General features: G+C 58.0%; 14 protein-coding genes. All 14 read right to left on the minus strand.

What is annotated here, in order from left to right; genetic code table 11:
• Positions 1-55: 55 nt before the first annotated feature.
• Positions 56-613, minus strand: a complete 558-nt coding sequence (locus tag AAAK34_RS14750) for an acyltransferase (RefSeq protein WP_431777436.1) — start codon at positions 611-613, stop codon at positions 56-58.
• Positions 614-625: 12 nt separating this feature from the next.
• A complete protein-coding gene (locus tag AAAK34_RS14755) occupies positions 626-1,729 on the minus strand; it encodes a DegT/DnrJ/EryC1/StrS family aminotransferase (protein WP_431778028.1) in 1,104 nt (367 codons plus the stop codon).
• 204 nt (positions 1,730-1,933) lie between these two features.
• Positions 1,934-3,097 (minus strand): DegT/DnrJ/EryC1/StrS family aminotransferase, encoded by a 1,164-nt coding sequence (locus tag AAAK34_RS14760; protein ID WP_231697485.1) that lies wholly within the window; start codon positions 3,095-3,097, stop codon positions 1,934-1,936.
• Positions 3,098-3,104: 7 nt separating this feature from the next.
• Positions 3,105-3,686: an acyltransferase gene (wbpD, locus tag AAAK34_RS14765; protein ID WP_231697486.1), complete on the minus strand. Its 582-nt coding sequence runs from the start codon at positions 3,684-3,686 to the stop codon at positions 3,105-3,107.
• Positions 3,687-3,691: 5 nt separating this feature from the next.
• On the minus strand, positions 3,692-4,642 hold the full coding sequence (locus AAAK34_RS14770; RefSeq protein WP_231697500.1) for a Gfo/Idh/MocA family protein: 951 nt from the start codon (positions 4,640-4,642) through the stop codon (positions 3,692-3,694).
• A gap of 104 nt (positions 4,643-4,746) precedes the next feature.
• On the minus strand, positions 4,747-5,769 hold the full coding sequence (locus AAAK34_RS14775) for an NAD-dependent epimerase/dehydratase family protein (protein WP_231697487.1): 1,023 nt from the start codon (positions 5,767-5,769) through the stop codon (positions 4,747-4,749).
• 3 nt (positions 5,770-5,772) lie between these two features.
• Complete coding sequence (tviB, locus tag AAAK34_RS14780; protein WP_231697488.1) at positions 5,773-7,050, minus strand: Vi polysaccharide biosynthesis UDP-N-acetylglucosamine C-6 dehydrogenase TviB; 1,278 nt, start codon at positions 7,048-7,050, stop codon at positions 5,773-5,775.
• Between the two features lie 821 nt (positions 7,051-7,871).
• Entirely contained in the window at positions 7,872-9,032 is a 1,161-nt protein-coding gene (locus AAAK34_RS14785) for an ATP-binding protein (RefSeq protein ID WP_231697489.1), read from the minus strand.
• A gap of 48 nt (positions 9,033-9,080) precedes the next feature.
• Complete coding sequence (locus AAAK34_RS14790) at positions 9,081-9,533, minus strand: CpsB/CapC family capsule biosynthesis tyrosine phosphatase (RefSeq protein WP_431777437.1); 453 nt, start codon at positions 9,531-9,533, stop codon at positions 9,081-9,083.
• Positions 9,422-9,907 carry a CpsB/CapC family capsule biosynthesis tyrosine phosphatase gene (locus AAAK34_RS14795; RefSeq protein WP_431777438.1) on the minus strand — a complete coding sequence of 162 codons (486 nt, stop codon included), beginning with the start codon at positions 9,905-9,907 and terminating at the stop codon, positions 9,422-9,424. The genes AAAK34_RS14790 and AAAK34_RS14795 overlap by 112 nt, the downstream gene beginning before the upstream one ends.
• On the minus strand, positions 9,904-11,217 hold the full coding sequence (locus tag AAAK34_RS14800) for a hypothetical protein (RefSeq protein ID WP_431777439.1): 1,314 nt from the start codon (positions 11,215-11,217) through the stop codon (positions 9,904-9,906). Before AAAK34_RS14800 ends, AAAK34_RS14795 begins: the two co-directional genes overlap by 4 nt.
• Positions 11,214-11,567 (minus strand): hypothetical protein, encoded by a 354-nt coding sequence (locus AAAK34_RS14805; protein ID WP_431777440.1) that lies wholly within the window; start codon positions 11,565-11,567, stop codon positions 11,214-11,216. Before AAAK34_RS14805 ends, AAAK34_RS14800 begins: the two co-directional genes overlap by 4 nt.
• Entirely contained in the window at positions 11,510-12,214 is a 705-nt protein-coding gene (locus tag AAAK34_RS14810; protein ID WP_431777441.1) for a hypothetical protein, read from the minus strand. The genes AAAK34_RS14805 and AAAK34_RS14810 overlap by 58 nt, the downstream gene beginning before the upstream one ends.
• Positions 12,175-12,834: a J domain-containing protein gene (locus AAAK34_RS14815; protein ID WP_431777442.1), complete on the minus strand. Its 660-nt coding sequence runs from the start codon at positions 12,832-12,834 to the stop codon at positions 12,175-12,177. The genes AAAK34_RS14810 and AAAK34_RS14815 overlap by 40 nt, the downstream gene beginning before the upstream one ends.
• Between the last annotated feature and the right edge of the window lie 22 nt (positions 12,835-12,856).

A 12,856-nucleotide genomic window follows, 5' to 3' on the forward strand; every position in this document is an offset into this window, starting at 1 on the left:
GAATTCACTCCGTCAATTGAATTTAACCCAACAAGCTCAGCTTGATTGAATTTCATTAAATCCCCCTTGAAATGAGACGTTGCTCCAATTCGAGCAAATCGCGCTTGCGCTCTTTGATGCGGCGCGCAGGATTGCCTGCATAGACTCCAAAAGCCTGGCAGCACTTTTGAACTAAACTCAAGGCGCCAACGGCCACGCCTTCTTCCAGAGTGACGCCGGGCAAGATGACACTGCCACTGCCGACGATGACATGCTTGCCCAGTAAAACATCCGCATGGGTCACGCCAGTGAATTCGCTGGGCACGGTCGGGTTGGTCATTGCAGCTCCCGAATAGTCATCATTGCTCGAATAAATGGCTACGCGAGAGGAGATATTGCAGTAATCGGACAAGGATATTTTTCCGGCGCCGATCAGTGACGAGTAAACAGCGATGTGAACGTAGTTGCCAACAGATATCCCGCCGACTCCTGCCGAAAGCACGCAAAAATCGTCAATGCGAACGTTGCTGCCCAGGGATATCCGGCCCACACCATAGAACGAGGCTCGATCGGAGATTTGCACGTTCTTTCCCACTGAGGCAAATCCCAGCGCTTTGATGGCTTCAAGGCCCAACATTGCCATGACTCATGCACCCAGAACGATTTCTATAACGCGCTGCTGGTCGTCCGGCGTCAACGCCGGATAGATGGGCAAGCACAGCACCTGCTCGGACGCATTGGCAGCTACGTGCAGATTAGCTCGAGCAGCAGTAGGCAAGCCCCGATACATCGGAAAGTCCGAAATTAACGGGTAGAAGTAGCGGCGTGCGTGGATGGCGTGATCTTTGAGTTTTTTATAGATTGCGTCGCGGGGCAGGGGGTAGTCGGGCTGCACCAGCACCGGAAAGTAGGAGTGATTGGCGACAGTTTGTCCGGCCTGAGGCAGGCAATGGATGCCTTTGACGTGCTGCAGCTTTTCGCGGTACAGCGCGTCGATTTCGGCGCGGCGCTGCATGACATGGGGCATGTGTTTAAGCTGCAGCAAACCGAAGGCCGCATTGATTTCGCTCATCTTTGCGTTGATACCGGGGGCGACGACGGTGACCTCGTCAACAAAGCCGAAGTTCTTCAGATGGTCGATGCGCTGTTTAGTCTTAGCGTCCGGGCAGATGATGGCACCGCCTTCAAAGGTGTTGAAGACCTTGGTGGCGTGAAAGCTGAGTATCGACAGGTCGCCATGGCGCAGCACACTGCCACCGGCATCTTGCACGCCGAAGGCGTGAGCAGCGTCGTAGATGACGCGCAGGTTGTAGTTGTCTGCAATCTTCTGAATGGCGGCGGTGTCGCAGGGGTTGCCGTAGCAGTGCACCGGCATGATGGCGGTGGTTTGCGGGGTGATGGCGGCCTCGATCTTTGCGGGGTCTATGTTGAGCGTGTTGGACTCGACGTCCACAAACACGGGCTTGTTACCGTGCCAGTGCAGCGCGTGGGAAGTAGCCACAAAACTGTATGGAGTGGTGATGACCTCACCGGTTACACGCAGTGCCTGGAGTGCGGTGATGAGGGCCAGCGTACCGTTTGAGAACAGGGCAACGTGCTTGACGCCAAGGTAATCACACAGGGCCTGCTCGAGCTGCTGATGAAAAGGCCCGCCGTTAGTCAAGATTTTGTTTTCCCATATTTTCTCAAGGTATGGGATGAATTCTTCAAGCGGCGGGAGATACGGTTGTGTAACGTAGATGGGTTTCATAATGAACGAAGACTCGAAATGGGGAAGAGACCTTTTCGAGTGGTCATTGAAGTATGGTTTGATGAGAGACATGCCACGAAGTGGCCAACTGAATGCGCACCAGCCATTCACACAGATGACACTTTGCTTCGGGCACGGATACGCGGGTCATCTGAGACTCCTCTCTATGGCTAGCCATATCACGTAGGTGTTTCTCATTTTCATTCAGCTTGAACCACCGAGCGCATCGACAATGCGCTGCTGCACTTGCGCACTCAGGTACGGATGCATTGGTAGGCTCAACACCTTCTTTGCAATAGCATCCCCCACGGACAACCGTGTATCCGGGTCGGCAACTGCAGGTTGCTTGTTCAACGGAATCGGGTAATGCACCGCAGTAGGAATTCCAGCGGCTTTCAGTTGCTCTTGCACTTGATCGCGGTTGTCTACCTGAATGGTGTATTGGGCCCAGGCGCTGGTGTTGTGGGGTTCTATGTGGGGGAGTTGAATTTTGTCACTCTTATTACCGCCCTTGCCCTCACCCCAACCCTCTCCCAGAGGGAGAGGGGGTAATTCGGAGCCCTCTCCCGCTTGCGGGAGAGGGAGTAAGTCAGCGTAGCGGCGGGCTACTTCCTGGCGCTGGGCGATTTCTTGGTCTAGCACGGCTAGCTTGGGGAGGAGAATGGCGGCTTGCAGGGTGTCTAGCCGGCTGTTCACGCCTACTCGGATATGGTGGTAGCGCCGATCTTGGCCGTGGCGGGCGATTTGCCGCATGATTTTTGCCAGCTCTTCATCGCTGGTGAAAATGGCTCCACCGTCTCCATAGCAGCCCAAGGGCTTGCTCGGGAAAAAACTGGTGCAGGCTATGGTTGTGAGGTTGCAGCTTTTGCGGCCTTTGTAGGTGGCGCCAAAGCTTTGGGCGGCATCTTCTATGACCGGCAAACCATGCTTTTGGGCTGTGGCGTTGATGGCATCGTAGTCAGCGCACTGGCCGTACAAGCTGACAGGGATGATGGCCTTGGTCTTGGGCGTGATGGCTGCCTCTAGCAAGGCTGGATCCAGGTTGCAGGTGCGGGGGTCTACATCTACATATACCGGCTTGGCACCCAGCAGGGCCACGGTTTCAGCCGTGGCAATGTAGGTAAAGCCGGGGGTAATAACTTGATCACCAGGGCCCACGCCCAGGGCCATGAGGGCGATTTGCAGTGCATCTGTGCCGTTGGCCACGGAGATGCAATGGCGGGCGCCGGTGTAAGCGGCTAGTTTTTCCTCTAGCTCAGCTACTTCTGGGCCCAGAATGTACTGGCCGTGCGCTAACACGCGGGCAATGCCGGCGTCTATATCAGCCTTCAGGAGCTGGTATTGGGCTTTTAGATCAATGAATTCCATGGTCTTTTTAGGCAGACTGTTTGGTGACGACGTTGCCGTTTAGTATGTAGCGTGCGCCTGTGTGCTGGCAGGTAGCCTCGGCCTGGCCTTGCAGGGGTAGATTGAGTTGTTCGCCGAACTCGCTCATCCAGCCGATTTGCTTGGCGGGCACGCCCACCATGAGCGCGTAGGCGGGCACGCTTTTGTTAATGACCGCACCTGCGCCAACGAAAGCATATTCACCAATGGTGATACCGCACACTAGCGTGCAATTTGCACCCAGGGTGGCTCCCTTTTTGACCAGCGTATCGCGGTATTCGCTCTTGCGTTCGATGAGTGAGCGCGGGTTGAAGACGTTTGTGAAGACCATGCTGGGGCCGCAAAACACGCCTTCTTCTAGCGTGACGTTGTCGTACACGCTGACGTTGTTCTGAACTTTGCAGTTATCACCAATGCTGACTCTGTTGCCCACAAAGACGTTTTGGCCCAATGAGACGCCTTTGCCAATGCGCGCACCGCTGCATACGTGCACAAAGTGCCAGACTCGGGAGCCCTCGCCGATTTGGGCGCCTTCGTCTACTATGGCGCTGGGGTGAACGATGTAACTCATGCCTTTCAGGCTTGCCTGGCCAAGAAGGGGTGGTAGTTGCCTGTGAGGCCCAGTGGCTGCGCATTTCTAATGGATGCGACAGTTTCGATAGCCGTTCGGTTTTCCTCCAAGCCAAAGCCACGGCCGGCCAATATTTCCTCGTAGCTGCGCGTGTGCAGGTCGGTAAATCCGCCGGAAAATTCTATTTCTTCGCCATCTACGGTAATGGAGCGGTAGGTACGTTGACCTTTTTCAAGCTGTTCACGCGGCACATCTGCCACATCAACGGAGAGGAACCAGCGTACACGGGCTTTTTCGTACTCCAGATAGCCGCCGGCTTTGGTGTCTGATGTGTAGTGGACGTTGCTTTGCTGCAGGGCTCCAAAAATGAAATGGAGCATGTCGAAAAAATGGACGCCAATGTTGGTTGCAATGCCGCCAGATTTTTTGAGATCGCCCTTCCAAGACTGCAGGTACCAGTGTCCGCGGGAGGTGATGTAGGTGAGATCTACCTCGTGTTTGCCGTTGGCCGCTGCGTTAGCGATTTTTTCCTTCAGGGCGACGATGGCGGGGTGAAGGCGCAATTGGAGAATGGTATTTACCTTGTTTCCGGTGCTCCGCTCGATGTCGAGAAGACCGTCAATGTTCCAAGGGTTGAGCACCAGGGGCTTTTCGCAAATGGCGTCTGCGCCGCTGCGGAGGGCGAAGCGCATGTGGGAGTCATGCAAGTAATTTGGAGAGCAGATGGCTATGTAGTCTATTTCTGCACCATTATCTGCGCGGTGCAATTTGTCCACATGACGGTCAAACCGCTCAAATTCGGTGAAAAAATCAGCTTCTGGGAAATGGCTGTCGATGATGCCCACTGAGTCGTTTGGATCATAGGCGGCCACCAACTGATTGCCGGTGGCCTTGATGGCGATCATGTGGCGAGGGGCTATGTAGCCGGCGGCTCCGATGAGTGCAAACTTCTTGATGGTCACGGTTGAATATCTTCCGAATGAACTAGAAAATTTATTGATACGATTGAATCAGCTGCGTTGGCAGACATGCGGGTTAGCCGGTTGCGAATGATCAGCCTTCATTGCAATACCCTCGCATACCAAGGCATGGCCTCAGAAATACCTGCGTTCACCTGGTGGGTCGGGGCATATCCGAGCAAACGGGAGATTTTTCCGATGTCTGCCAATGAGTGCCGCACATCGCCAGCGCGGAATTCTCGATAGACTGGAGATTTGTTGTAGGTGATGCCACGAGTTGAGAGTGCATCAACCAGCGCCTTGAAGAGGCTATTCAGCGTCGTTCGGCCGCTTGCTGCAACGTTGTAGACCTGATTTTTAGCTTCATCGGTGGCGGTGGCGGCCAGTAGGTTGGCTTGCACGGCATTCTCTATGTAGGTGAAGTCGCGGCTGGTTTCACCGTCACCGTTGATGAATACGTCTTCACCCTTGATGAGCGCTGAAGCCCACTTTGGGATGACTGCGGCGTATGCGCCATTCGGATTTTGGCGCTTTCCAAAAACGTTGAAGTACCGCAGCCCAATAGTGTGAAAACCATAGCACTTAGCAAACACGTCGGCATACAACTCGTTGACGTATTTGGTGACGGCGTAAGGGCTTAGTGGCTTACCGATAACGTCTTCTACCTTGGGCAGCGCGGGGTGATCTCCGTACGTGCTGCTGCTGGCGGCGTAGGTGAAGCTTTGTACCTTCGCGTCTCGCGCAGCCACCAGCATGTTCAAGAATCCGGTGATATTGGCGCTGTTGCTGGTGATAGGGTCAGCCAAGCTACGGGGCACGCTGCCCAGGGCGGCCTGATGCAGCACGTAGTCAACTCCGGCGCAAGCTTGCTGGCAGTCTTGAAGACTGCGAATGTCGCCTTCAATGAACCGGAATCGGGCCCACTGCTGTGCCGAGACCAAGCTCTGAACTTCGTCCAGGTTGTGTTGGAAGCCGGTGGCAAAGTTGTCTAGCCCGACCACGGTTTGATCTAGCTTTAGCAGGGTTTCTAGCAGGTTACTGCCTATGAAACCAGCCACGCCGGTGACGAGCCAGCTCTTGGGATTCTGGCGCAACTGATCTTGTACTTCTTCGTATCGGTTCAAGGGTTACAGCCTTCCGTCTGCCGTGCCTAAAGGCAGCATACTTTTCACATCAAACACCACAGCACCTGGCTTGCCCCAGGCTTTGATGCCTGCTTCGCCCAACTCTACAAACTGCTTGTGGCCGACGGCCAGCACAATGGCGCTGTATTGCTCTGCAGCAGGAACCTCTGGCAGGCATTCCAAACCGTATTCGTGGTGGGCTTCATCTAGGTCTACCCATGGGTCATACACATCGACTTGGGTGTTGTAGACCTTTAAGGCTTTCACGATGTCCACTACCTTGGTGTTGCGCACGTCTGGGCAGTTTTCTTTGAAGGTGAGGCCTAGTACCAGAATGCGGCTGTTCAGTACCGGAATTCCTTTGCGCAACATGAGCTTCACGGTTTCATCAGCCACATGGGTTGCCATGTAGTCGTTCACGCGGCGGCCTGCGAGGATGACCTCGGGGTGGTAGCCGACTTCCTGGGCTTTGTGGGTCAGGTAATACGGGTCTACGCCGATGCAGTGGCCGCCGACCAGGCCGGGGCGGAATGGGAGGAAGTTCCATTTGGTGCCAGCGGCTTGCAGTACCTCTAGCGTGTCGATGCCCAGGCGAGCAAAGATCAGGCTTAGCTCGTTCATGAGGGCGATGTTGATGTCGCGCTGGGTGTTTTCTATGACCTTCGCGGCCTCGGCTACTTTGATGCTGCTGGCTTTGTGGGTGCCTGCGGTAATGATCTGCGCGTAGAGGGCGTCTACGGCGTCGGCTACTTCTGGGGTGCTGCCGCTGGTGACCTTCTTGATGACTGGAAGGCGGTGCTCTTTGTCACCGGGGTTAATGCGTTCTGGGCTGTAGCCGCAGAAGAAATCTTTATTGAATTTGAGGCCGCTGGTGCGCTCTAGCTCGGGCACGCACACTTCTTCTGTGGCGCCGGGGTAAACGGTGGATTCGTAGATGACCACATCGCCTGGTTTTAGCGCAGCGCCTACGGTTTGGCTGGCTTTTACCAAGGGGGTTAGGTCTGGGCGGTTGGCCTGGTCTACCGGGGTGGGAACGGTGACTATGAAGACTTGGCAGGCCTTTAGGGCTTCAGGGTTGTGGCTGAAGCTTAGGTGGCGGGCGGCTTTTAGTTCCTCGGGGGTGCATTCGAGGGTGTGGTCTTGGCCTGATTGGAGTTCCGTTACGCGGCGGGCGTTGATGTCGAAGCCCAGAACGGAGCGTTGTTTGCCGAACTCTACGGCTAGGGGGAGGCCTACGTAGCCTAGGCCTATGATGGCTATGTGGGATTGGGATAGGTTCATGGGGAGCTGATTTTTTTAATGTTTTATTGGTTTATTCGGTTTTTAAGACGGGGTGATGACGTTATTGGGTTTGTTGTTTTTGCGTCGGTGGGCCGTCGCGGCTCGCCCTGTCCCTTCTGCATGGGGATGTGGGCTTAATCATCTTCTGTTCTCTTATTGAGGTTGTAGGCCGGGAATTGCGCCCGGCAGCGCAGTTCCTTTTTTTGCTCCGCCAAAAGAAGGAACCAAAAAAAGGCGGACCCCACTGGACGTGTCCCTGCGCTTCGCTTCGGGCAACCTGCGATGCTCGGTCGAGGGGTGGCGCTCCGGAACTCTCTTCGTTCACTACGTTCTCTGCGTTCAGACAACCGGAGCGAGTCAGTTCACGAAGCAAGGCCATCTTGCAGTGGCCTTGCCCACCCCTCGCCCTGCGCTTCTCGGCACGTCCAGAGGGGCTGGGGGACATGGCTCGGGCCTTTGCTACGCTCGGCCTGGGGGGATTTTGGCCTCTATTACTCAAGAGGGCGCCTTGAATCGTTAACCGCTGTGACCACCCCGCCCTGCGGGCACCCCTCCACTGGAGGGGAATTTGGGTGCGCTTCTCGGCTCGGCCAGAGGGGCTGGGGGACAAGGCTCGGGCCATTGCTTCGCTCGGCTTTGGGGGGTTTGGCCTCTATTACTCAAGAGGGCGCCTTGAATCGTTAACGGCTGTGACCACCCCGCCCTTCGGGCACCCCTCCACTGGAGGGGAATTTGGGTGCGCTTCTGGGCATGGCAAGAAGGGCAGTTTGCCGCCGCTCTTTCTGGGAGCTTATTGAACGACCATTTATGCGTTGTGCCGCTCATGCCAGGTCCTTTACCTGTTGCCAGCCCAGCACGCGCACGTCGGTACGCTTTTGACCTTCTGTTCCGCCGTAGATAAGAATGGCCTCAGCGGCTTGGCTTCCTGCCAGCGCCTTCCAGCGTTGCAGGGAGGTAAAGTAATCGCGGTTGATGGTCATACCGGACTTGATTTCAACTGGGGTCAGCGCACCAGCCTGGTCGATGATCAAGTCGACTTCAAGGCCGTTGCTGTCTCGCCAAAAATAAAACGCTGGCGGATTGCCACGATGCGTCCAGGTTTTGCGCAACTCACTGATAACCCAGGTTTCAAAAATGGCGCCACGCAGTGGGTGCGTAGCTAGCTGCTGCGCAGCCTGGATACCCAGGAGCCAGGACAACAGTCCCGTGTCGTAAAAATAGAGTTTGGGCGATTTGACCAAACGCTTGTTGAAATTGGCGTGGTGCGGCTGAAGAAGATAGACGACGTAGCTTGCTTCCAGCACTGATAGCCAGGCTTTGGCCGTGTTGTGGTTGATGCCGCAATCGGCTGCGAGGGTTGAAAGATTCACAATCTGACCACTGCGGCCGGCGCAAAGCCGCACAAAGCGCTGAAAGGCGCTGAGGTCTTTTACGTTCAGAAGCTGACGCACGTCGCGCTCTACGTAAGCAGATACATAGGCAGAAAACCAGTGTTGGGGCTGCAGCGGGCGGTCGTACAGTGCGGGGTAGCCGCCTTTGAACATGGCAGTGTCCAGGTCGGTTGGGGCCATGCTGGCCGAGGACAGCTCGGCATAGGTGAGGGGCAGCAATTCGACCATGCCCGAGCGGCCCGCGAGCGATTGCGTGACTGAAGACAGCAGGCCCAGTTGCTGCGAACCAGTGAGCAGGAAACGGCCCATGCGACCATCTGCATCTACCTGGGTTTGCAGATAGGAAAGCAGTTCAGGGGCTCGCTGGATTTCGTCTAGCACGCCACCATCGGGCAGTTGCGTCAAGAAACCACGGGGATCATCTAAGGCAAAGGCGCGCTGGTCTGGGTCTTCTAACGACCGGTAAGGCTTGCCGGCCATGATGGCGCGCGCCAAGGTGGTTTTGCCCGATTGACGCGGCCCAGTCACCGTTGCTACAGGGAAGCCCTGCAGCAGAGTGTGGATGAGAGGGGCGGCGGTGCGGGGGATCATGGATAAATTTATGTAAATTGAGAATTGAATTAACAATTTACATGAAAATTAATGTTGGCGCGTACTCTTCTTGAAGAGGCCCACGAGCTTTGAAAAGCCGCTGGGGGTCTCATCTTCGTGCTGATGGGTGTCGTGCAAGCCGGGGGCTGGGGTGACCAGGCTGGGGTCAATATCGTCCAGAATGGCTTGGGGGCGCTCTTGCAGCAGGCGCTGGGTTTCTTCTTTGCCTACGGCTTTTTCTAGCAGCGGAATCGCATCTGACATGCGGGGGCTGCGCACTGATACGGTGTGTGCATCGCTCGCTACCAGGTGAATGACACCATCTGCCAATAAACGCTCGCTCCAGTAACGGGCGCGCTTGCCAAACTTGCCAACCAGGGCGCCTGCGGTTAATTGCAACCAGGCACCGCGCTTGGCCATGGTGATAAATTTGCTGTAGTGGTCTTCGATCCAGACCAGGCGCTCGGGGTGGGTAATGACGGGTATGTAGCCTGCGGCCATGACGTCAAAAACAGAGTCTTCAAACCGGGGGGCAGGACGTTGTGCGAAGGCTCCAGCAAGAAGTATTTTGAGCCGTTGAGGGTGGGCACACGGCCGGTTTTTAGGCCTTCCAATAGTTCGGGCACCAGGTGGGCGTCTGCACCCACCACCAGACGCAGGGGTATGCCGTAGGTGTTTAGCGCTAGCTGCAGTTTGTCTCGCTCGGCATGGATGCCGGCGCTGTGGTTCATGTACAACCCGGGGTAGATGTGCGGGGTGCAGGCCATGATGGTGGTGCCGTCTGCCACGGCTATGCGGGCCATTTTTAGCGAGGTTTCCAGAGATTGGGAACCGTCGTCTATGCCCGGCAATATGTGGGTGTGCAAGTCGATCATGGTGCGCGCCTCTTGGGGTTTGCACGGTGCGGCGTGCGCTGAGTGAGTTGCCCGCTTGCTGCCGTGGCCGGGTTCAGGCTTTCGACCACCATGTCATCAAAGAATACGGTGCCGACCATGCCGGCACGGGCCTCCCACTGGGCTTTGGGTTCAAGGTTAAGGCGAACAGCAGCACCGCACTGAGGGGGCGGCTGAAACTCTATGCTGAAGGGTTGCCAGCGGCGCTCGGTGTCTAGTATGGGGGTAGATTGGGCAAAGCGCTCACTGCCCGCGGCGCATCGCAGCGCCCAGACCAAGCCCTCCTTCGCGCTCAACCTGTCTACCATGACCTGGCCGCTCAGGCGGTAGCGCGGCCCGGGCAGCACCATGGCCTGTGAGACCATGACCGGGGGTAAAGAGGCGCGACCGGTCAGGTTCACTTCTAGCGCCCATCCGGGGCGGGAAGAGGCTGAAACCTGGTCTACCCTGAACCCTTGTCGTGACATGGGCTGAGAAACCCACTCCCAGTCAAAACCGCGGCGCATGACCGGGCGGTCAAAATTGCCGTTGTATAAGCCTAAGGGTACTTCGCCCCTCCAGGCTACCCAAAGGCTGTAGGCGTCTATCCAGTTGCGTTCACGTTTTAGGCGGTCCACCAAGGCTAAAACGGTGGCCGGCTTTAACAGGCCTAACTCGCGCCCTGCACCTATAAAGGGTTGAAGGGCATTCGCGGGCACTTCACTCCCCAAGTTGGCTAACACGCCGTCTAGCCAGGTAGATTCTTCAGAAAGCTGCGCCAGCACCGCTTGGGCGGTTTCTTCAGACTTCGTCATGAGAGCAACCAGCATTGGCCGCGCTTGCTTGTGGCCTTGCTCCAACAGGTTGATGAGCACTTTGGCAGCAGCGTCCCAATTCTCGGCTTGTAATTGTGATTCTGCTTCTATGACCAGCACGCTGGACTGGTTTGGGGCCAATTGCTTGGACCAGGATAGCAATTGCGCGGTTTGGGGGTTTTCTTCGGCCCAGAAGGCGCCGGTGAGCCAGCCTAGGGCCCTGCTGTCGCCTGGGTTGTTTTGCAGGTGCTGCTGGTAAACGGCTGAGGGCTGGCCGGGGGTGCCGGCGCCGGGGTAGGCTGGGCAGCCGGTTTCAAAGGGCCATTCTTGCATCCAGCAGGCGCGCTCATATTGCATGGGCCATGCCCATGACCACAGTGCTGCGGCGCCTGCCATGAAGGGGATTAGCCAAAGTGTGAGCAGCCACCAGGGGGTGTTGCGGGCGGTGCGGCCGGTGCGCGGGGGCTGGGGCATGGGGGGATTTACGGCTGCGTTCACTGCTTTAGCTCCAGGCGAACCAGCACGGTGCCCTGCTCTGTGCGCTGAAACTCGGCATGCAGGTTGTAAAGACGGGCTTCTTCTGCGCCGGATGCGGGGCGAAGCACTATGGTGGAACGGAGGGCCAGGAGGCCGGGCTGGCGGTCTTCTGACCAGGCGGAGCGGTGAACGCTTAGATCTGGGTGGCGGTTAATGAAGTCTAGCGCTGGGCGCAGCAGTGTGCCGCGGACTTTCATGCCGGAAAGATAGTCTTGCAGGTATCTTGCCCGGGGGGCGGATTCGAGGGTGCCGACTATGTCTGCCAGGTAGCGCTTGGCTTCGGTGGCGTCTGCGCTTGCAACGGGGGGCACGGGGGCTGCGGCGGGTGTGGGCGCAGGGGGTGGCGGTGCGGGGGCGGCCACGGGTGGGGGGCTGGCGCGGCGGCGGCTACCTGTTTGAAGTAGGGTGCGGCGTTGGCCGGCACGCTGGCTGCAAATGCTTGAATGGGGGGGCGCTCGGCGGGTGGAGGCTCGGCCGCCTGGGGGGCCGGGTCGAACGTTTTTTGCGCTGGGGTGCGGTCTGCCGGTGCGGCGAGGCTGGGTGACGGGGCTGGCGGTGAGATTGCAGCGGGGGCTATTGCAACGGGTGCGATGGCGGCAGGCGGCTGGTTGGCGAGAGCCGTGGCGTATGCGGCGTGGGCGGCAGGTACGGTGGCCTGAGGACTTTGGGGCTGCGCGGCGGGGGGGTTGCCGGCGGTTCGCTGGGTCGGCTCGGTGGACTGGCTGACCCGGGCCTGCTGAACCTGCGCAGGGGTTTGCAAGGCCATGGGCGTGGCTTGCGGCGCTTCAGGGGGTTTCCCTCCAGCGGCTTTGTGGTTGGCAGGTGGGGGGCGTTTGCTGGCAACCAGCACGCCGCCTTTGGTGGCGTCTTGCGCGACCCAGAAAAGTACCAGGCCCACGGGCAGCAAAATGGCCGCTGCTACCAGTGCCCAGTGCATTTGCCGGGGGTATTGGGACATGAGGCCCAACCAGCGTTCGCCCAGGCCGCCCTTGCGGGGAATGGGGGCGGCAACCACGCGACGCCGTGGGTGGGAGGGGGCTGCATGTGGGCGGGCGGAGGCTGTGGGCCTCTGCTGGGGGGCGCTTGCGGGGTGCGGAGGGCTTGCCGATGGGGGTGGGCGCGGGGCTTCGCTTTTTTAAGCTGGTCGTCGTAGCGCTGGCGTGCGGCATCGTCGCTTAATACGTCTAGCGCGCGGTTGACCATGCCGGCGGCGTCTGGCGGCAGGCCGGCAATGCCCATGTCTGGGTGGGTTAGCCGAATGAGGGAGCGGTAACGGGTGCGCAGCAGCTCGGGGGTGAGCGTGCTGGCTGTGAGGCCCAGAATTTGATAGTGGGTGTTGCCGGGGGTGAAGCAGGCGCGCTGTATGAAGAGGACGGCGGCGGCGGTGAGTTGGGAGACCTGGGGGGTTAACTCTGCGGGCAAGCGCCCTGCTGCCCACTGGGCCACGGTGTCTAGCCGGTTGAAGAGGGACTTGGGTTCGCCCAGGCGCAGGGCGTACTTGCCCGGCGCCTGGCTGAAGCTTAGTAGCTCGCGCGCCAGGTCGGCGGGTGTTTGGCCAAGCGTTGCCCCGTCTCTCATTCTTTTTGCCTCCCCTGCCCCT

This window comes from Ottowia caeni, assembly GCF_050821495.1.
In the GTDB taxonomy this organism is placed as follows: domain Bacteria; phylum Pseudomonadota; class Gammaproteobacteria; order Burkholderiales; family Burkholderiaceae_C; genus Ottowia; species Ottowia caeni.